Source organism: Neolewinella sp., assembly GCF_965214665.1.
Taxonomy (GTDB): Bacteria; Bacteroidota; Bacteroidia; order Chitinophagales; family Saprospiraceae; genus Neolewinella.
In genome coordinates this window covers 3,530,850-3,550,501 of sequence record NZ_OZ243970.1, presented here as the reverse complement: position 1 = coordinate 3,550,501, position 19,652 = coordinate 3,530,850, and the positions used below count along the sequence as shown (strand labels likewise).

Annotated in this window: 20 protein-coding genes and 1 pseudogene; 13 read left to right on the top strand and 8 right to left on the bottom strand. The window is 57.2% G+C overall.

The genetic code is table 11. The features are described 5' to 3' along the window. Positions 1-28 precede the first annotated feature (28 nt). Entirely contained in the window at positions 29-385 is a 357-nt protein-coding gene (locus ACOOHD_RS15245; RefSeq protein ID WP_420458740.1) for a DUF1499 domain-containing protein, read from the bottom strand. 16 nt (positions 386-401) lie between these two features. Next, positions 402-1,217 (bottom strand): hypothetical protein, encoded by an 816-nt coding sequence (locus tag ACOOHD_RS15240; protein ID WP_420458739.1) that lies wholly within the window; start codon positions 1,215-1,217, stop codon positions 402-404. A gap of 50 nt (positions 1,218-1,267) precedes the next feature. Between ACOOHD_RS15240 and ACOOHD_RS15235 the strand changes: the two genes are divergently transcribed. Further along, entirely contained in the window at positions 1,268-1,852 is a 585-nt protein-coding gene (locus ACOOHD_RS15235; RefSeq protein WP_420458738.1) for a thymidine kinase, read from the top strand. Between the two features lie 144 nt (positions 1,853-1,996). On the opposite strand, the gene ACOOHD_RS15230 is transcribed toward ACOOHD_RS15235, so the two are convergent. The 3 genes from ACOOHD_RS15230 to ACOOHD_RS15220 all read right to left on the bottom strand — a co-directional run bounded on the left by ACOOHD_RS15230 (position 1,997) and on the right by ACOOHD_RS15220 (position 7,538). Further along, positions 1,997-2,164 carry a hypothetical protein gene (locus ACOOHD_RS15230; protein WP_420458737.1) on the bottom strand — a complete coding sequence of 56 codons (168 nt, stop codon included), beginning with the start codon at positions 2,162-2,164 and terminating at the stop codon, positions 1,997-1,999. An 83-nt stretch (positions 2,165-2,247) separates the two neighbouring features. After that, positions 2,248-4,896 (bottom strand): DNA gyrase/topoisomerase IV subunit A, encoded by a 2,649-nt coding sequence (locus ACOOHD_RS15225; protein ID WP_420458736.1) that lies wholly within the window; start codon positions 4,894-4,896, stop codon positions 2,248-2,250. A 212-nt stretch (positions 4,897-5,108) separates the two neighbouring features. Then, the gene (locus tag ACOOHD_RS15220) at positions 5,109-7,538 is read right to left on the bottom strand and encodes a zinc-dependent metalloprotease (protein WP_420458735.1); all 2,430 of its coding nucleotides are present in this window, start codon (positions 7,536-7,538) and stop codon (positions 5,109-5,111) included. 955 nt (positions 7,539-8,493) lie between these two features. Here ACOOHD_RS15220 and ACOOHD_RS15215 point away from each other — a divergent pair. The 8 genes and pseudogenes from ACOOHD_RS15215 (at position 8,494) to ACOOHD_RS15180 (ending at position 13,254) form a co-directional block, all read left to right on the top strand. Continuing rightward, positions 8,494-8,730: a DUF433 domain-containing protein gene (locus ACOOHD_RS15215; protein ID WP_420458734.1), complete on the top strand. Its 237-nt coding sequence runs from the start codon at positions 8,494-8,496 to the stop codon at positions 8,728-8,730. Beyond that, complete coding sequence (locus ACOOHD_RS15210) at positions 8,730-9,086, top strand: DUF5615 family PIN-like protein (protein ID WP_420458733.1); 357 nt, start codon at positions 8,730-8,732, stop codon at positions 9,084-9,086. Before ACOOHD_RS15215 ends, ACOOHD_RS15210 begins: the two co-directional genes overlap by 1 nt. 248 nt (positions 9,087-9,334) lie before the next feature. After that, the gene (locus tag ACOOHD_RS15205) at positions 9,335-10,942 is read left to right on the top strand and encodes an IS1182 family transposase (RefSeq protein WP_420458732.1); all 1,608 of its coding nucleotides are present in this window, start codon (positions 9,335-9,337) and stop codon (positions 10,940-10,942) included. A gap of 373 nt (positions 10,943-11,315) precedes the next feature. Further along, entirely contained in the window at positions 11,316-11,540 is a 225-nt protein-coding gene (locus ACOOHD_RS15200; RefSeq protein WP_420458731.1) for a UPF0175 family protein, read from the top strand. Continuing rightward, positions 11,533-11,991 carry a DUF3368 domain-containing protein gene (locus tag ACOOHD_RS15195; protein ID WP_420458730.1) on the top strand — a complete coding sequence of 153 codons (459 nt, stop codon included), beginning with the start codon at positions 11,533-11,535 and terminating at the stop codon, positions 11,989-11,991. Before ACOOHD_RS15200 ends, ACOOHD_RS15195 begins: the two co-directional genes overlap by 8 nt. A gap of 332 nt (positions 11,992-12,323) precedes the next feature. Continuing rightward, a pseudogene (locus ACOOHD_RS15190) lies at positions 12,324-12,506 on the top strand (helix-turn-helix domain-containing protein); the annotation flags it as partial. Between the two features lie 3 nt (positions 12,507-12,509). Then, positions 12,510-12,908, top strand: coding sequence for a nucleotidyltransferase family protein (locus ACOOHD_RS15185; RefSeq protein ID WP_420461439.1), 399 nt, complete (start codon positions 12,510-12,512; stop codon positions 12,906-12,908). After that, positions 12,901-13,254, top strand: coding sequence for a DUF86 domain-containing protein (locus ACOOHD_RS15180; RefSeq protein WP_420458729.1), 354 nt, complete (start codon positions 12,901-12,903; stop codon positions 13,252-13,254). Before ACOOHD_RS15185 ends, ACOOHD_RS15180 begins: the two co-directional genes overlap by 8 nt. A 2-nt stretch (positions 13,255-13,256) precedes the next feature. Here ACOOHD_RS15180 and ACOOHD_RS15175 read toward each other — a convergent pair whose 3' ends face one another. Continuing rightward, positions 13,257-14,255: a Gfo/Idh/MocA family protein gene (locus tag ACOOHD_RS15175; protein ID WP_420458728.1), complete on the bottom strand. Its 999-nt coding sequence runs from the start codon at positions 14,253-14,255 to the stop codon at positions 13,257-13,259. A 109-nt stretch (positions 14,256-14,364) separates the two neighbouring features. On the opposite strand from ACOOHD_RS15175, the gene ACOOHD_RS15170 reads away from it, so the two are divergent. From ACOOHD_RS15170 to ACOOHD_RS15155, 4 genes are all read left to right on the top strand, one after another. Then, positions 14,365-15,060, top strand: coding sequence for a phytanoyl-CoA dioxygenase family protein (locus tag ACOOHD_RS15170; RefSeq protein WP_420458727.1), 696 nt, complete (start codon positions 14,365-14,367; stop codon positions 15,058-15,060). A gap of 44 nt (positions 15,061-15,104) precedes the next feature. Beyond that, entirely contained in the window at positions 15,105-15,779 is a 675-nt protein-coding gene (locus ACOOHD_RS15165; RefSeq protein ID WP_420458726.1) for a hypothetical protein, read from the top strand. Between the two features lie 82 nt (positions 15,780-15,861). Further along, positions 15,862-16,731: an alpha/beta fold hydrolase gene (locus ACOOHD_RS15160; protein WP_420458725.1), complete on the top strand. Its 870-nt coding sequence runs from the start codon at positions 15,862-15,864 to the stop codon at positions 16,729-16,731. 96 nt (positions 16,732-16,827) lie between these two features. After that, the gene (locus tag ACOOHD_RS15155; RefSeq protein WP_420458724.1) at positions 16,828-17,949 is read left to right on the top strand and encodes an ATP-binding protein; all 1,122 of its coding nucleotides are present in this window, start codon (positions 16,828-16,830) and stop codon (positions 17,947-17,949) included. Between the two features lie 6 nt (positions 17,950-17,955). On the opposite strand, the gene ACOOHD_RS15150 is transcribed toward ACOOHD_RS15155, so the two are convergent. Together ACOOHD_RS15150 and ACOOHD_RS15145 are read right to left on the bottom strand one after the other, a co-directional pair. Then, positions 17,956-18,579 carry a HupE/UreJ family protein gene (locus tag ACOOHD_RS15150; RefSeq protein WP_420458723.1) on the bottom strand — a complete coding sequence of 208 codons (624 nt, stop codon included), beginning with the start codon at positions 18,577-18,579 and terminating at the stop codon, positions 17,956-17,958. A gap of 58 nt (positions 18,580-18,637) precedes the next feature. Beyond that, complete coding sequence (locus ACOOHD_RS15145) at positions 18,638-19,597, bottom strand: DUF4198 domain-containing protein (protein ID WP_420458722.1); 960 nt, start codon at positions 19,595-19,597, stop codon at positions 18,638-18,640. Positions 19,598-19,652: the final 55 nt, after the last annotated feature.

The following is a 19,652-nucleotide window of genomic DNA, read 5'->3' as shown; positions in this document are numbered from 1 at the left end:
CCGTCCGACGCTTGCAAGCGTCGGACGGTTACTCCGCGGCGAACGCCGCTACCACCTTCGCCATCCGCCGTCCGTTCACGCCTAGGTCACTATGCCCCACCCGACTGGCGCTGCGGTAGTGGATCACTCTAGCCTCCGGATCGACGATGAATTCTACGTCATCAATGTAGGGGATCGGCCAGGTCTTAAAGGTATAGTGCAGGTAGTGCCCGTCTTCCTCCGCCAGCGTGGTACGGGGGGTATCGGCCAGCAGCTTTTTGAGGCGGGCAGTGGCCTCTACGGCGGTGCCCTCGAAGGGGATGGGGTCGCGCTTCTTCTTCGGCTGGTCGGTCTGGGTACTGACGCAGTTGGGGGAGTCGGGGCAGGGCTTGAGGGTACGGGGCATGGTCGTGTTTGTAGGCTTAAGCATACCGGCGGCGCACCAGGTCGATGAATTCCCGGGCGGTTTCCTGCCGGTCTTCGCGCGCCCAGTCGTGCTGCTGGGCCAGGTCGATCAGTAGGGGTTTAGCGTTGGCGAAGCTGCCCCGCAGATTGAGGGTTTTCAGGGCATCGTTGAGCCCGTCATTGCCGTCGAAGAGCTTATTGGCAAACAGCACCCGGTTGTTGATACTCAGCGCGCGGTTGAGGTCGGTGACCCGCTGGCGCATCATGCGGCCGGCGATGCCACTCTGGTCTTTTTCTTCGAAGAGGTCCTGCACTTCCGGGCTCAGGTTGGGGGCGGGGGCCGGCTGCGGGGGGTTCGGGGCGGGCCGGTCGGAGACCATCGGTTCTACACGTGCGGTGTGGGCCGTAAACGTAGGGGCCGGCGGGGGGGGTACGGGGGGTGGGGGTTGGGTTGTTGGGTTGTTGAGTTGTTGGGTTACGGTCGTTGGAGGTGTGGGGGGTTGGGTTGTTGGGTTGTTGAGTTGTTGGGTTACGGTCGTTGGAGGTGTGGGGGTTACGGTCGTTGGAGGTGTGGGGGGTTGGGTCGTTGGGTCTTTGGGTTGTTGGGTTACGGTCGTGGGGGGGCTGCTGGCAGGTTCCGGGGTATTCTCTTTTTTTTGAGCCGGTTCTTCTTTTGGTTCGTCAAGCTCGGTGTACACGGTGTAGAGCTCCCGTAGGTAGCCCAGCATCAGGTCACGTTCTAGGCGCGAAGGAGTATCATCGTCCTGTTGCAGCTGTTCGTGCAGGGTGGTGATGCGGCGGAGGAGTCGGTCGGCTTTGGAGATCGGGGGCATGGGCCTCTAGCTTTTGTGGTACCTTCGCCGGCCAAAGTACGGCGGCGCGTATGTTTTTAGAACCTCACTTCAGCGGTCAACGCAGCGGCTGGTTGGAAGTTATCTGTGGCTCCATGTTTTCGGGTAAGACCGAGGAGCTGATCCGGCGGCTTAAGCGGGCGCGTATTGCCGGTCAGCAGGTGGCCGTTTACAAGCCTAGTGTCGATACCCGGTATGCGGAGGAGAGTGTGGTTTCTCACGATAGCAATTCATTTGTAGCTACGCCGATCAGCCAGTCCGCCCAACTGCTGGAGGTCGGTAAGGAGGTTACCGTCATCGGGCTCGACGAGGCGCAGTTCTTCGACCGCGACGTGGTCAAGCACACCCAGGAGCTCGCCCACCGCGGCAAGCGCTTGATCATTGCCGGCCTGGATATGGACTTTCGCGGTCAGCCTTTCGGCCCCATGTGCGACCTGCTGGCGGTGGCCGAGTATATCACTAAGGTACACGCCATCTGTAGCCACTGCGGCAATCTGGCCACCCACTCCTACCGCCTTACTCCCGATACGGATACGGTAGTGCTGGGGGAGCGGGACCAGTACGAGGCGCGCTGCCGGAAGTGCTTTCGGATGGGGAATATTCTTGACCTGCGGTAGGGGTCAGTACAATGCTGCCTCCCCCGATAGCTATCGGGGCGGCAGAAAAATGCAGCCTCTGGCTGCGCTGGTGGTGTGTGGAGCTGTGCGGCTCAGTTGCCGGGCCTCCACGGCCCGGTCGCCCCGGCTGGAAGCCGGGAGCCGCTACTCGAAGTACGAAGCGTAATACGGCCACCAGCGGATCAGGTGACGTATTAGCATGAATAAGCCGAAGAGCACTACCGCCAGGAGGATCAGCCGTACCGCCCGGGCGGTAGACCGATTCTTATCGCCGCGGCTGCGGTATTTGTGGCGGGTGGATTGTCGGCCCATGGTGCGGAGAGTAAGCGCAGCCAGAGGCTGCATTTTGCTGGCGCCCCGATAGCTATCGGGGAAGACCGCATTGTACTGCAGTACTAAAAGTCGAGCTCGATGGTGTCGCCGGGTTTGATGCGGCCGTTGGCTTTGGCCTTGCCGTTGCTGCTGGCCTGGGGTGTAGGGGTTTTCTTTGCGGGAGCTGCCTCTTCCTCGATCGGTACAAAGGGCTCATTGAGCTCCTTGATACTGACCAGCTTACCGTCGTGCAGCTTGTTGCCGAGTGCCTTCCAGCCCTTGACGTCGATGAAGTCGCTCAGGACTACGGTCTTTTCGTGCTTCTCCCGCTTCTCGCGCCAGGTGTAGCGGACCTCCGGGGCGGGGTGTACGCTAGCCAGGTAAAGCTTGGTCTGCTTGTGGTCGCTGAGGTAGTTGAAGGCCTGGCCGGGGGAGCTGGTCTCGATGTTGAAGCGCTTCACGAGGGTCACGCCACGTTCGCCCTCGTAGTAGACGGCGCTGATGACCATATCCTCCTCGTGCTTGCCGATGAAGTATAGATTATTGGGATCGTAACGGCGGGTAAGGTCGAGCTCCTCGCGCTCGTAGCTGCCGTCTTGGTACACGGCCAGGAGGTAGTCGCCCGTATCGAAGCCGCCGAGGTACTGGCCGCGGCCGTCGAGGTTGAGGCGGCCGCTGACCTCGTCCATCCAGACCTTCATGGCGCCCAGGGTGCTCTTGCCGACCTCCTTGAGGGTGATCTTACGCACGGGGTAGCGGGTCATGATGTTGCCGGCTGCGCTACGGCTCTTGATGGCTAGGTCGGCGAAGTCGAAGTCCTGGGTCTTCTGCCGCGCCTTGGCCGACTGGCTCATCTGAGCGGTGACGATCTCGGCCTCGCCGTTGGGATTGGCGCTGAAGTAAAGTAGCTTGGAGCCCTTATTCCCCTTGGTGAGGTCATACTCGCGGTCGCGGGTGATGGCCGTGACGTTGAAGCGCTTGGCCATGGCCCGGCCGGTCTTGCCGTCGAGGTAGACCATGTTGTAGGTGGTGCGCTCGTCGCCCTTCTTCCAGACGTTGACGTGGATGATGTCCTTGCCCACGAAGGTCTTATCGGCGATACGGGTCACTTGCATGGTGCCGTCGCGGCGGAAGACAATAATGTCGTCGACATCCGAGCAGTCGCAGACGAACTCCTCCTTCTTGAGTGACTGGCCCACAAAGCCCTCCTTGCGGTCTACGTAGAGCTTGGTATTGTTGGCGGCCACGGCGGCTACCTCTACCTTTTCGAAGGTGGAGATCTGTGTCTTACGCTCCCGGCCCTTGCCGTACTTATCGAGCAGGCCCTGGTACCAGGCGATGGCGTAGTCGGTGAGGTGCTCCAGATCGTGGCGGACCTGGGCGAGCTCCTCTTCGAGCTTCGCCATCAGCTCGTCGGCTTTAAAGCTGTTGTATTTGGAGATGCGTTTGATGCGGATCTCGGTCAGGCGGGTGATGTCCTCCTCGCTAATGTCGCGCAGAAGTAGCAACCGCTGGTCGTTGCGTTTCTTTTTTTCCTCCGGCTCGCGGACGTACTTCTTCAGCCCAGCGCGGATGATCTCCAGCACCTGCTCGAAGCTTTCGGCCTCCTCGATGTCGCGGTAGATGCGCTGCTCGATGAATATCTTCTCTAGATTGGCAAAGTGAATCTTCTCTTCGAGCTCTCGCTGGCGGATGAGGAGCTCCTGCCGCAGCAGCTCCTTCGTCTGCTCGGTATTGACCTGCAGGATCTCCTCTACGGTGATGAAGTGCGGCTTATCGCCCTCGATGATCACGCAGGCGTTGGGGGAGACGGAGAGCTCGCAGCCCGTGAAGGCGTAGAGGGCATCGATGGTCACGTCTGGACTGATGCCCGGCGCCAGCTCGATGAGCAGCTCTACCTCGGCGGCCGTATTGTCGACCACCTTTTTGATCTTGATCTTGCCCTTGTCATTGGCCTTGATGATAGAGTCGATCAGCGTCTGAGTGGTCATACCGTAGGGCACCTCCCGGATGGCGATGTACTTGCTGTCGATCTTCTCGATCGTAGCGCGAATCTTCACCCGCCCACCCCGCTTGCCGCCCTGGTAGTCGCTCACGTCGATGGTGCCACCGGTGGGGAAATCAGGGTAGATCTTCACCTTTTTGCCCTCCAGCACCTTGATACTCGCCTTACAGAGCTCGATGAAGTTGTGGGGCAGGATTTTGGTGCTCAGACCTACGGCGATGCCCTCCGCTCCCTGCGCCAGCAGCATCGGAAACTTCATGGGCAGATTGATGGGCTCCTTCTTCCGCCCGTCGTAGCTGAGCTGCCACTCGGTGGTCTGGGGGTTGAAAACGACGTCGAGGGCAAACTTCGTGAGCCGGGCCTCGATATAGCGGCTGGCGGCGGCGCTGTCCCCGGTCAGGGTATTACCCCAGTTGCCCTGGGGGTCAATCAGTAGGTCTTTCTGACCGAGATTAACCAGCGCATCACCGATGGCGGCATCCCCATGGGGGTGGTATTGCATGGTCTGGCCGATCACGTTGGCCACCTTATGGTAGCGGCCGTCGTCCATCTCCTTAAGGGCGTGGAGGATGCGGCGCTGTACGGGTTTGAGCCCGTCCTCGATGGCGGGTACGGCCCGTTCCAGGATAACGTAGCTGGCGTAGTCCAGGAAGTAGTCCTCGTACATCCCCTTCAGTCCGGTGACCTGGTCGTCGGGGGTGGTTATCGTGCCGTGTTGATTTTCCATCTGCTGCTTTATCCGAATTGTACTGCACCTGCGTGCGCGCCCTACTGTGACGTCCTGGCCGCGTGCGAAGATACGGAATTGGGATTAACTAACAAAATGTTTGAAGTGTTCTTCTCGTCGGCCGCCTTACATAGTTTGGCTCGTCCGCCGAGAAGATTAAACTGCTGCGCTCGTCGGACGAAGGAAGCTGCGCAACCTTCGGCCGACGAGCGCTAGTCCCCAATAGGCGACCCATCCGGCAAGTCCGGTACCACTACCGGTTCGTAGCTTTCGGGATTGGCCAGGTAGCTGCGTACCAGGTGATCGATGTACTCCTCATTGGCCGTTAACTCCGTACCGGAGGGCCGCCGAAGCTCGCGCAGTGCCCCGTGGGCCGCCGCCGTCACCGCCCCACTGATCTCCTTGTTAGCGGCCAGCTGGATCAGGTGGTGGGCCAGTCTTCGCTCGTTCATCTCGCTGACCCGTAGGGCGTAGGGCTCCTTGCGGTTATCGCGGGCCTGCTGCTGGATGTAGTCCGTGATGTTGCTCAGGTAGGCATCCAGATCGGGCAGGTTGACACTGCTGTACATGGCGTGCTGCTCGACGATGCGGGCCAGCCGGTCGGGGTGTAGTAGGAAGGTGAGGGTATTGTCGGTAGCTGACTGAGCCATAGCCAGCGGATCTAGTCCACCGCCGTTCTGGGAGGTGAATAGCTCGCGGTCGCGCCCATAGCCCATGGCGGGCGGCGGGATGAGCTGTTCGAGGTCCGTAGGCAACATCAGCGTCTCGGGGGAGAGCGTTTCCAGAAGCTTACTCACAGCACGCTGCTGGAAACCGGGGTTGGTGGGTACATACTTCGGGGTCTCACCCGCTACTCGCACTCCATAGTCATACTGGTAGCCACCAATCATTTTAGCCACCGCCTCCACCTGGTAGCGGTGCATGAGGTACACCGGCACCAGCACGCTTTCCAGCTCAGAGAGCGGCGCACCGACCGGGATGTTCTGCTCGCTGAATTTCTCCAACGCAACCTTGCGCAGTTCCAGCAGGCGGTCCATCTCGGCTACGGGGTCGCTGCCGTTGTCCCACAAGTGGGCCTGCGGTTGGCTACTGCCCTGGGGGCGGGCGTCGGAGTCGCTGATGTAGCGCAGGCCTAGCTGCTCACTCTCGGCGAGTACCGCGGCCAGACCGGCGGTTTCAGCGGCGGCATTAGGGTAGTCGGTATAGCCGTACTTGATGGTCTGCTTGTCCCAGGCGCCGATACCGCTGGTATAGGCCTGACTGAAGTCCATTTCGCCGGCGTCCGTGAGGGTGATGTAGGGATGGGGGTAGTCCATCACCGAGGAACGGTCGTTGGTGCTAGCGGCAAAGTTGTGGGCCAGGCCCAGGGTGTGGCCGACCTCGTGGGCGCTCAGTTGCCGCAAGCGGGCCAGGGCCATCTCCTCCAGCCGGGGATCGGGTGTGGTGCCGTTTTGGCCGTAAGCGGCGACGAGGCCCTGGGCGATCAGGAAGTCTTGCCGCACCCGCAGGCTACCTAGCAGCACGTGCCCCTTGATAATCTCGCCGGTACGCGGATCGGTCACCGAGCTGCCGTAGCTCCAACCCCGCGTGCTGCGGTGCACCCAGTTGATGACGTTATAGCGCACGTCGAGGGGGTCGGCGTCTTCGGGTAGCACCTCTACGCGGAAGGCATCGCGGTAGCCGGCGGCTTCGAAGGCCTCATTCCACCAGCGGGCACCTTCGAGCAGGGCCGTTTTGACCGGCTCCGGCGCACCCCGGTCGAGGTAGTACACGATCGGTTCGACCGGCTCGCTCACGGCGGCGGTGGGGTCCTTCTTCTCCAGTCGGTGGCGGGTGATGAAGCGTTTCACCAGCGGCTGGTCGATCGGTGTGGCGTAGTCGGCGTAGCTCGTGGGGTAGTAGCCCGAGCGGGGGTCGAAGGCGCGGGGCTGGTAGCCATCGTCCGGCAGTTGCACGAAGCTGTGGTGCATCCGCAGGGTAAAGCTTTCGCTATTCGGGGCTACGCTACCGATATTGCGGCCCGTTGGCTCCCCGGTGAAGGTGATCGTGGCCTCGAACTCGGTATTTTTGGGGAAGTTCTTGGTCCGCTCGGGGTACAGCGCGCTGCGGTCCTCGCTCACTTTATAGGTCCCTTCCTTCGCCTTCTTGAGCCGGGCGGCCACCCCGTGGGCGTCGCTTAGCAGCAGAGGCGTCAGGTCGATCAGCACCGTATCGCCACTCTTAGCCACCACCTTGAACCCTTCCACCACCGACTGCGCAAAAGCCTCCTCTACGCTCTGTGCCTCCGCCGGGTTATCGGATACGGCGCGGTAGTCGAGGTTGCGTTGCTGTAGTAGCACCTTGGGGCCCACCCGTTTGAAGAAGACGACGCGGGTGTTGCCGAGCTGGTTGCGGTCCAGGCCGATGTCGTTGCTGCCCAGTCCGGCGGCAAGGCTATTGACGTAGAGAAAGTCCTCGTCGGTGCGGTCGAGCAGCAGGTACACCTTGCCTTCCTCGGGGGCGTAGTAGTAGGTGTAGAAGCCGGTTTGTCGGTCCATCCCCTCCGTTTTGGTGGTGATGGTGGGGGTTTCCTTTTTGTCTTTTTCCTGGGCTTGGAGGGGGAGGAGGAGGGAGAAGGCTAGGAGGAGTATAAGGTAGCGCATGGGGGGGGGCGTTGCTAGACCGTGTAAGGTATGGCTTGGGTAGATTTTAGCTCCGCTACTAGCCATAGGGGTGGGCGGGGGCGCGGGTGCAGGCTGGGTCGAACGGGCGGTACATACCAGCAACCGGGTCTTTACACCCAACGGGGCCGGCAGTTACAGTTTGTGCTCCGCCGGAACCTTTCATCCCGGCCCCCCCACTAAGCCTAAATCCGTAGATTGGGGACGTGTTGATCAAGCTAGCTGCCGGGGTAGTTTGGGCGGGCGTTTCCACGCTTAGGGGGCGAAGCCGTAGGTGAGGGTATGCGTGTATGCGTCAATGAGTGTGTTCACGTTAATTGGAACTCGGGGGCATGGATCATTGCGTGAACACGGCGGGGAAGTGGGGTGGTGTATGCGTCAATTATTGCGCGGGGATAAGGGGTATATGTGCAATGCGTGTACGTTGATGTTGGGCGAAATAGCCCCCATCAAAGGGGGCTACGAAAAAGCTGGTGGTGGCGATCAGTGCCGGTGCCAGAATTCAGGCAAAGTGGCGACCCGGATTCAACGCTAGAAGATAAATGAAGACTACTATGACGAGCCGATCAGATTGTATGCTAACCATAGGGTTCAGCGGAGGTCAAGCAAGTTCGATTCACGATATAGCATGGTCGATGAGGGTAGTGGACGCAAAGATGGTGGCAATGATGCCCGGGTTTTTACCGATGTCGTCAATCGGTAAAAAGCCTCGTTCGCGGTCGCAGTGATGGTGGCAGTCGATGTTGGCCAGATGGTAAATTCCATAGGACAGACTAGCGGTCGCTGGCCGATCATAGTCAGGGTTGGTAGTTGTTGAGCTCCGGTGCTTGCCGTTGTTTATTCTTATCTTTGTTAACCTATCTTAAGAGAGGCGGCAGTGATTTACGAACCCTACAGCCGTTGACTTAGGTAGCTGAACCTTAGAACACATCGGAGAATGAACGACCTACTACAAAGAATTACGATCAACCCAGAGATATTGTTTGGCAAGCCTTCGATCAGGAACATGCGCTATCCGGTCACGTTGATTCTTGACCTGTTATCGGCTGGGATGACCAACGAAGAGATTTTGGCTGACTACGAAGACTTGGAACACGACGATATTATGGCATGTCTGGTATTTGCATCCAAACTAGCGGAGGTCAAGTCTATTAGATTGACTAAGGCTGCCTGATGCAGTATTTGGTTGACGCTCAACTGCCGAGACGGGTGAAAGCTTGGTTAATTGACTATGGGGTATTGGCACTGCACACTCTTGATCTACCCCGCAAGAATAGGACTTCAGACCGCGAGATTATAACTGACTACAGTTCATCAGATGTGGTAATCGTATCAAAGGATAAAGATTTTCCCCATCAGAGGATCATCCACGGAAAGCCGGAAAATCTGCTATGGATAACCACTGGTAATATTCATAATGACAAGTTGATTAATCTATTTGAATTGAACTTCGATTACATACGAGAAGCATTTGATGGTGGGGCTAGGTTTATCGAGATGGATAATGTATCGGTGATTATTCATGAGTAGAGGAGGGGCCTGTTAACTTATTGTCGTTTGACTACGGAAGTGAGGAAAACATGGGCAAAGAGAGGTTCGCCCAACACCACCTACCCGTCCATGCGGCACCGATGAGCTGGTGCTTGTTTACGTTGCTGGTGAGTAGAGAAGACCTCGTACCTAGCCAGCGTACTTTATGGTGGGTGCGCCACGGCGGGTAGGTAAACGTCAGACTGTGCAAAAAGTATGTTTTTAGCCCTGGGGGTCGTATCTTAAGAATGCCCCAGAAAACAGGTTTTGACCCCGCCCAGATTGGATTATTTGCCGTTCCCCTCGAGGCTATGGTAGCCGCCGATGCCGAGGTGCGGGTGATTGCCGCCTTTGTCGATCAACTGGACCTGCCGGCACTGGGCTTTGCGGCGGTACGCTCGGATGGGGCGAGTGCCTACGGAGCGGCCCTGTTGCTTAAGCTCTACCTGTACGGCTACCTGAACCGGGAGCGGAGTAGCCGCCGTCTGGCGCGTTGCTGCCGGCTCAACGTAGAGATGATGTGGTTGACGGGCGGTTTGCAGCCTAAGTACCACACGATCGCTGACTTCCGTAAAGATTACCCTAAGCAACTCAAGGCCCTCTTTCGGCAGTACGTCCTATTATTAAAGGACTGGTCACTGGTGGGGGGCCAGCGGCTGGCCATTGATGGCACTAAGGTGCGGGCGCAGAACTCGACCAAGCGCAACTTCAACGCCGCGAAGCTTAAGCGTAATTTAGAGCGGATCGAGGCGGGCATCACCGCGGCCCTGGAGGAGTTTGCCCGGCGCGACGAACAGGAGGGGGAGGACAAAACTGGGGGCCGCCAGGAACGCCAACAGCGTACGCTGGAGCGACTAGCGTCGCTACGCCAACGCAAGGCCGAGCGTCAGGAACAGCAGCGGTTACTGTCGCAGAGCAAGGAAAGTCAGCTCAGTCTCACGGACGCCGATGCCCGCTCGTTACTCGTCAAGGGCACCGAGTCGATGGTGGGTTATAACGTACAGTCGGTCGTGGACGGCGCCGAGTATAAGCTGATCGTACACCTGGAAGCGACTAACGTACCCGATGCCCAGGCCCTAAGCGATCTGGTGAAGACTACCGCCGAGTTGCTGGACCTACCACCGGATGGTACCACGCAGGTGCTGGCCGACAAGGGCTACCACAGCGGTTCGCAGTTGGCGGCGGTGGAAGCCCAAGGCATGGTCCCCTTCGTTGCCGAGCGGCGGGTGAGCACGTGGGGCCAGCGTAGTAGCAAGGTGTACGGGGCCGAGGAGTTTAGCTATGATGAGCAGCTTGATGTTTATCACTGTCCGGCAGGACAGCAATTGACGACCCCGGGGGTGTGGTACGATCGTACGGACTCCAGTCGGCGGCACCGCCACTATTCTCTGCCCGCGGAGGTATGCCGGGCGTGTTCCCTGTTCGAGAGCTGTGTAAGTACCCCCGCCCAGGGCCAGCGACGTGGCCGCACGCTGAGCCGGTCGGAGTATGCCGGGGCGGCCGAACGTAACCGCCAGCGGCTGAAGGATCACCCGGAGGTGTACCCCCAGCGGCAGGCGCTGGTCGAGCATCCCTTCGGCACGCTGAAGCGAAGTTGGGGTGGCTACTTCACGCTGGTTAAAGGACTGGATAAAGTGGACGGAGAATTTAGTTTGCTGGCCTGCTGCTACAGTCTACGGCGGAGTCTGTCTATTCTTGGCGTTCCGGCACTCCTGGAGCTGCTCAGGGGCGGCCTATTCGTTAAAAACACGCTGAATCGGTCCATTGAGGACGCTTTTTCGGTCATTATGCGACCGCTGAGCGCGATTTCAGACAGATTGACGCTTCAACATAGAATGTGGCGAATTGCTGCCTAATATGACTAGACCTTTTGCACGGCCTCACGTTGGGCGCAATGCCGGCATTAGGCCGGTACGAACAAACCCTCAAAATGACGAAAACCCGAAGGAACAGCAGACAGGACAAAAGCGGCGATTGATGATAACAACGGGCAGCGCCACGCTAGTCGCTTCGATTAATGATAGTGTCGGCACGGCGGACAATGGTCCAAAAGCTCCCACTGGTCGGTTTTGACCCATTCCACCCCGCTGCCCCCTTAGCGAGAGTAGATACTGCTTGCTTCGTTATGTGCATGGCTCTCAAATGGTGGCACGCATCGTTGCACCGCGCAGGCATAACTGCCAACTTCTCATGAGGCAGCCTTGTTGAACTTCACAAATCACATAAACTATGGGACTGCTTGTAGAGCTACCCGCTGACCTCACGGCTACTGAGTTTGACCTGAAGATGATGTTTGCCAGTAAGTTGTATGATGAGGGCCTAATCACCACCGGTCAAGGAGCGAAAATGGTCGATTTGAGCCGTAGGTCTTTCATTGAGTTACTCGGCAAGTACGGAGTTTCTGCATTCCAGACTGAAGAAGATGAGCTACTAGAGGATGTAGCCAATGCCTGAACGAGTAGTATTATCCGATGCCAGCACGCTCATCGGTCTGTCAAGTATCGACGCGTTACATCTGTTAAAGGACCTTTACGGTAGGGTAGAAGTGACTACTATTGTACAGGATGAGGCCTCAGTTATGACCCCCTGGTTAATTGTCAACGACAGTTACGATAGCACGGTGTTCAGATTGTTAGCTTCCAGACTTGATGATGGTGAAGCGAGCGCTATTGCACTGGCCCTTACTCAAAAAAACTGTTTACTGATCATCGATGAGCGCAAGGGAGGACGACAAGCTCTAGCACTAGGGCTGAAGATTACCGGGCTGGTAGGAGTGATCATTAAAGCCAAAGAAAGGGGCCTCATTGATTCGGGTAAGGATAAGCTAGACGAGCTGCTAGTGCGTGGTTTTAGGTTGTCTCCGAAAATTTATACCCTTGCACTGAAGCGGATGCAGGAAAATTAGCGTCAGCAGGACCGGCACACCAGCAGGCCTGAGAACGTAACAGGTGAAGAGAACATTGCCCAACATTGCGCCATCGTCAACCGGGGCTGGAAAATTTGGGCCTAGTCGCTTCGGTTAATGACGGTGTCAGCGCGGCGGACAATGGGTCAAAAGCTCCCGCTGGTCGGTTTTGACCCATGCCGCCGCGTTGCCCCCTTGTCAAGCGTAGAGATAGCCGGTCGCGTTGTTTTGCTCATGCCCCGGCTGCGCCAGCGCAAATGTTAGGCGCCTAAGATTAAAAGAACCAACCGACACCTTTAGCTTGTTGATAAGTTGCAGCCATCAATCAGTCGATGATCACAGAACACATACATGGCGGAAAGATCATAAGAACGCTCAGAAGACGAGCAAACCTTACCCAAGGGGAAGTCAGCGTGCGGTTAGGTAAACCTCGACACTACGTAGCTAGCCTAGAACGAAACCAGTTATCCATAGATCAGACTGACTTTAAAAAGCTAATCCGCGCTATTGGGTGCACGATGGAAGATTACGAATCTCTAAAAGCTACCGATCTATTGCTGGAGAGCCTGTCCATTCACCCTACCCATGAAGCAGTCGGTGCCGAAAGAGCTGTCGGTACACATCTCCATACCAAGGAGGAGATAGCGACCATCCTTAAAGAATATTTTAAAGATTCCAAAGTGGATCGAGCTTTCTTATTTGGATCCTATTCCCGGGGTACGCAATCAACTGTTAGTGACATTGATATATTAATCTCCTTCGATGAGGCTGCAAAGGCTACTATCTTTGATCTAGTTGGAATAAAGTTGGACTTAGAAGATATATTTCAACGACCTGTGGATCTTGTCCAAAAAGGTACGGAATACGATCATGTGAAGGAGTCAATGGAAGCTGATAAAGTATTGGTATATGGCTAAACGTGTAAAACCAACCCGCAAAGAAAGATTACAGCACATCCTCGATGCTATCCTGAAAATTGAGAAATACACCGCGGGAAGTGATTTGTCTGCATTTATAGATAACGAGATGATGCAGCTTGCTATCATCAAATTGTTCGAGATTATGGGCGAATCATCTTATCATATTGACAAGGAGTTCAAGTCGCAAAACGATCACATCGAGTGGCACAAGATCGAAGGTATGAGACATATACTCGTCCATGATTATTACCGCATCCAACCACAGATTATTTGGAATGCAAAAGACCTGTACCTACCTGATTTAAAGCGAGACATCAGGAACTTACTCAAGGAGGACAATTAGTGTTACCCACCCCCCAAAACCCCCGCCATCACCCACCCAGTATGCAACGCCGACCGCCCCGTACTCGGATGCCGGTACCCCCCACCCCCCAGCAACTCCCGCCGCATATTCTCCACATGTGGTAACTGCACGTGCTTCGGGTGCTCGATAAATAGCTCCCGCTCCCCCGCACTATTGTTGAGGCGTAGCGGCGCCTCCGCAAACACCGAGAAGGTAACGCACCCCGCACTACCCAGCAGCTCCACCCGATCCAGGGCCGTTCCGCTGCCAAAATTCCAGCTTCCCGCCCCGGTCACGCCTCCCACGTGCTGCCAGCAAGCGGTGAAGGCGTCCTTCGCTTCGTAGAGTCCCTGCTGATTGCGACTGATGCCATGGACAGTTTCGATATCGCCCAGGAGGAACGTAAAGAGGTCGAGCCCGTGGCTGGCCAGGTCGTCGAAATAGCCGCCCGGGGCGACCCCGGGGTCCGTCCGCCAGTTCGGATTGCCGGCCAGATCAGTTTCGCTCGGCGGCTTGGCCAGCAGCCAGCTCACGTGGCGGACCGCCCCGATCTCCCCCTCGTCCAGCCACTGCTTCACCTGGGTAAAGCGGGGCAGGGAGCGCCGGTAGTAGGCCACGAAGAGCGGCAGATTCTTTCGCGCAAAGGCCTCTACGATCGCGCGGCCATCAGCGTAGTTTGGGGCCAGGGGCTTCTCCACGCAGCAGGGCTTACCCGCCGCGGCCACCCGCAGTGCGTACTCCCGGTGGCTATCGGGCGGGGTGGCGATGTACACCGCGTCTACGTCCGCGTCCCGGATCAACTGGTCCGCGTCGGTATAGTACTTCGGCACCCCGTGTCGCTCGGCGAAGTCCTTCACCCTGGCGGCATCCCGTCGCATCACTGCCGTCAGCTCGAAACCCTCCGTGAGTTGGTAGGCGGGGCCGCTCTTCACCTCGGTCACGTCGCCGCAGCCGATGATGCCCCAGCGGAGGGGTGGGTGGTAAGTAGGGTGGTCAGTCATGGCCGTAATTTCCTTGCAAAGCGAGTCCGGGCAATATAGCGGATGGGACAACAGCAGATGGGGGCGGGGCCGCAGGTGCAACGAACACCCAACGCTATCTTAGCCCACTATGCAAGGAACACTTGACTGCCAGGGCTACTACCTAGCAGCCGGCATCTTCCCACAGTCTGAAGTAGATACACTACGGCAGCTCGTCACCGAAGACAAAGGGGTTAGCGGGTTCGGCGTACGGTATTACCTGGAGCATAAGCCCGCGGTACTACAAGCCCTCCTAGCCTGCCAGAACTTTCTCCGCTTAGTCCGGGAAACGTTTTCGGAGCCCGTAATCATCAAATCGGTCTACTTCGACAAGCCACCCCGGGCCAACTGGACGGTAGCCTGGCACCAGGATATCACGCTGAATCTTACCGAAAAACTCGATCACCCCAGTTACTCCAACTGGCGAGAACTGGAAGACCGGGTTGCGGCGCAGCCCCCGACGGAATTGCTTGAGCAAATCACGGCCTACCGTATCCACCTCGACGATACCGATGCCACCAACGGAGCGCTGCGGATAGTAGAAGGCTCCCACTTGCGGGGCATCCAGCGCGTTGACGAGCACTACCACAGTTCAGCAGACAGCGTACGTACGCTGTGTATCAATGCCGGTGGCGTACAGCTCATGAAGCCCCTACTGTTCCATTCCTCCCGTCGAGTCGAGATGGGCGACGGAGAGGCAAACCCTCGCCGCGTCATCCACCTGGAGGTGATGGAAAAATCCCTTACCGTGGGATTACCCCTGCGAGAGTATTTTGCCCTTGATTAAGATTCTTTGCACCTGCGGCCCCGGCAAGCTTTTGTGTTTGCAGTATGAACGTAATTACCTACACCGAGCCCGTTGAACTTACGGACCGTGAGCTCCCGGGCTCCTACCGGAAATTTGTCGCCACCTACGGATTTGGCACGTACTGCGGCATCATCAACCTGCATGAACCGGATGAGCAAGTCATTCCACTTACCTTTTCGGGCCTAGATCTGTGGGAGTTTGACGCAGCCTTCAGCGAAGAAGATCTGGAGGAAGCGGTACAACTTGCTGTCACTAGCGATGGCGATAGCGTATGCTCCGTGCCCCGTAGGGGAGAAGCGCTTTTTGTTCTACCCAAAAGTTCGGAAACGGTGCTTTCTTTCGGAGAGCTGGAAGCGGTACTTGCTTACTACAGGCAGGTGTACCGTATCCCGGAGCCTTATTACTTCGAGCCCGCCGTGGGTAGGAATACCGAACAGTTTTCTCTGACTCAGGAGGGACGGCTACTGGATATAACTCCTATCCACGAGCGCTTTCTGGAGGCGTTTACGCCGGACTACGTGCTGGGCACCGCACAGCCAAAGTACGTCATTGCGAAGATGGGGGGGTGGGTAGGCTTTGATCTAGTTTACCGGAATTCGATCACGATAAGCTACCAAGTGGTGGGGAGTCATACGCGGGAGCATCTACCGTATTACAGCTACCTGCAACATGAAGTGAAAGAAGGGGGTAACTTGTAGTGGAATCGCTAGAAACCGGAGCGCAGGACCGGACATTTTAGGCACTCCGACCCGTAGTAATCACGCAGCATCGTTTTATTCTATGCCTACCACCCCCGAAATCATCGCCGCCCACCGCGCCGCCGGCCGCACCATCACCGTCGACGGCCTCAACACCTTCGTACTGGAACAGGGGCAGGGCGAGCCCGTCCTCTGCCTGCACGGTGTACCCACCTCCTCCTTCCTCTACCGCAAGGTTATCGCCGAACTGGCCGGGCGGGGCCTGCGGGGCATCTCCTTTGACCTGCCGGGGCTGGGGTTCACCGACCGGCCCGCCGACTTTGACTACGGCTTCGCTAACCTGGCCCACTTTACCGCCCGGGTGACGGAGGAGCTGGGACTCGAGCGCTTTCACCTGGTAGTGCACGACGTGGGCGGGCCCGTCGGTTTTGCTATGGCGGCGACCCACCCGGAGCGCATCCGCTCCCTCACCATCCTTAACACCTGGGTCGACGTAGTTAACTTCACTAAGCCACTACCGATGCGCCCCTTCGAGCTGCCCCTGGTGGGGGAGGCGGAGCTGGCCACCATCAATCACCTCACCTGGCAGCTCATGTGGAAGGGGCTGGGCGTAAAGGACAGCGACCGCATACCCACCGCGGAGAGCAACGCCTACGTCGACCTCCTCAAGCGGGACGATGGCGGTACAGCCTTCCTGAAGATCATGCGCAGCTTCCCGGGTTCAGAGGCGTTCCGGGACCTTTGCTACCGGGCCGTGCGGGACGTGCCCTATCCGGTGCAGGCCATCTGGGGCATGGACGATCCGGGGTTGACCTACGACCGCTACGGGGAGGAGATCAAGCGGGTGGCGGGGTTGGAAGAGGTATACGGAGTGCGGGCTAAGCACTTCGTGCCGGAGGAGCGGGCGGGGGAGATTGCGGAGCGGGTGGCGGGGCTGGTGAAGGGAATCTAGCGTCGCTACTCAATACAAAATCAATAATTCATGAACACGATCATAAAAAAGCATAATAATTTATGAATATGATCGCAAATGTTAGTAAGTTAGCGCATGATTAGTAGAACGCTGGCAGCACGTGTGCAATCTAAGATCGGTTCAGGCAAAGCCATCATCATAACCGGCCCGAGACAGGTAGGTAAGACAACACTTATTTTAGACCAAATACGTGGGAAAAGCTACAAGTTTTTCGACGGAGATGATCCCGTAACACGGAGACTGCTAGATACTCCTAACACTCAGGAGATAAGGTCACTACTGGAAGAGGAGAAGGTGGTCTTCATCGATGAAGCACAGCGGATCGAGAACATTGGGTTAACACTGAAGATCATCACCGATCAGATGAAGGACGTGCAGCTCTGGGTCAGTGGATCGTCCTCCTTCTCCCTGTTCAATGAGCTGAACGAACCGCTCACGGGTCGGAAGTGGGAGTACGAGATGTTTCCGATCAGTTGGGAAGAATACCAGCTACACGTAGGCTACCTGGAATCCGAACAGCAGTTGGCCAACCGAATCAGATTCGGCATGTATCCGGAAGTTGTCACTAATCCAGGAGCGGAGGTCGAGCTGCTACGGAGCTTAGTAAGCAGTTACCTCTACAAGGACGTGATGGCCTATGCGGGAATTCGGAAACCGGAGGTGCTGGACAAACTCGTTCAGGCGCTAGCGCTGCAAATCGGAAGCGAGGTCAATTCCAACGAGTTGAGTCGGTTGATCGGTATAGACCGGAACACCGTAGAGAACTATCTGTCGATCCTAGAAAAAGCTTACGTGATCTTCAAATTACCTAGCTACAGCCGAAATGTGAGAAACGAAATTAAGAAGGGGAAGAAAGTGTATTTCTACGATACCGGAATAAGAAACGCTATCATCGGTAACTTCAACAACCTTGGATTAAGAAATGACACCGGCCATCTATGGGAAAACTTTCTCGTAGCGGAAAGGATAAAACAGATTGAATACAAAATGACCCTCGCCAGGTCGTACTTCTGGCGAACCACCCAGCAGCAGGAAATCGATTACGTCGAAGATGTTGGCACCGACCTTACCGCCTACAAATTTAAGTGGAGCCCAGGTAAAAAAACAAAGATACCGGAGACGTTTACGGCAGGGTACGGTGCGGAAGGAAAAATCATTAGCCGGGATAACTTCAGGGACTTTGTTATTGTCAATTGAGCTGCATCAGCTCAGACTATATCCCCACAGCTGCCAAATGAACAAGCCCACCCCAGCTACCACCAAGTACCAATTCGCCGCTCGGTAAAACGCCGGAAAGCTCGGCCGACCCCGCCACCAAGTGATCAACGCCACGATAGGTACCAACGCCAGCACCTGTCCCAGCTCCACGCCGAAATTGAAACTGAGAATCTTAGGCAGAAAATCCTCCGTGCCAATGGCGAATGACTGTAGCCGCGTAGACAGCCCGAAGCCGTGGATAAGCCCAAACAAGAAGACCATCGCCAGCAGGTTGGGGGAAGAGCGGCCGAATACCCGCTGAAACCCGCCCAGGTTCTCGAACCCCTTATAGATCACGCTCAGCGCGATGACCGCGTCGATCAGGTGCTCGTCCGCGCGAATACCCAGGTAGGTGGCCCCGGTAAGCGTGATGCTGTGCCCCACCGTAAATACGGTGATAAATCGCACGATGTCCCCGAAGCCCCGCAGGTAGAAGATAACCCCGGCCAGGAACAGCAGGTGGTCGTAGCCGGTGAGCATGTGCTTGGCCCCGACCAGTAGGTAAGCCAGGAGTCCGCCACCGGCGAGGGTGTCCTGATCGGCTGCACTAACGCCGTGCGCAGACAGCACAAACGGAACCAGGCAGATACAGAAGGCACACGACTGCCAAAGAAAACGATGCAACATCCTATGCCTTCCGCTTGAAAAAGAAGAACAGCCCACCGAGCAGCGCCAGGCTACCAATTATAACTACGGAAGTAGGTATACCACCGGACTCGTGCGTGTGCGCATGGTCCCCTTCCCCGTGGCTGTGATCGCTACCGCCCACCGCAAAAGTGAGCGTGGCCCAGTTGGACTCGTGCGTCAGCTCCGGGTCCGTAGACTCCACTAACTGGATGGTACGTAGGTAGTACTCCCCCTCCGTGGGCAGCTCCATCGTAAGTGTGCCGTCGGCGTCCGTGCGGTGCTGCGTCGTGGAGGCCGTATGGGTATGGGTCTCGCCGCCGTCGTGGGAATGGCTGTGGGAATCTCCGGGCGTACCTACGTACACCAGCTGATCGGCCAGGGGCTGCCCGTCCCGTAGCAGACGGATACCGAGATCGTGACCGGCGTGCAGGTCGTAGGGATTTTCGAGCGGTACGAACTCCAGTGGATATTCGAGTACGGTCTGCCAGTCGGTGCTGCTCTCCTCCCCCACCTGAAAGATGGACTTCACGTGCTTGGAGTATAACTCTACGGCGTCCTGGTCCAACGTGTTGTTATCGGTACGCGACTGTAACATATCGAGGATGCCGTCGTGCTCCAGGTAGCCATTGAAGTCATCGGCGGCCAGGGCAATGCTACGCGCGCGGGTAGAGACGCCCACGACGTAGGTGCCCGGCGCGCCGGTCTGGAGTTGCAGCAGGGTAGTGCTGTCGCGCTCGCTCCACTGGGTGGTATCCAGGCGGGTACGGCGGCCGGCGGCTACCACACTTACGTCTTCCATCCGGTCGCGGGCAATAACGTTGCTACTCTCCTCGAAGGTGCCGTTGTACAATTGCACGATGGTGGCCGAGTCGGGCGGCAGGAAGTAGGAATCCAGTTTTAGGAACATGTCGTGACTGCTAAACAGGCCAGCGGCGAGCAGCAGGAAGAGAACTTTCTTCATAGCGTAAAGCAAGTGTAGAGAACTTAAGGTGTTGCTAAGGGTAGCAAGTTACAAC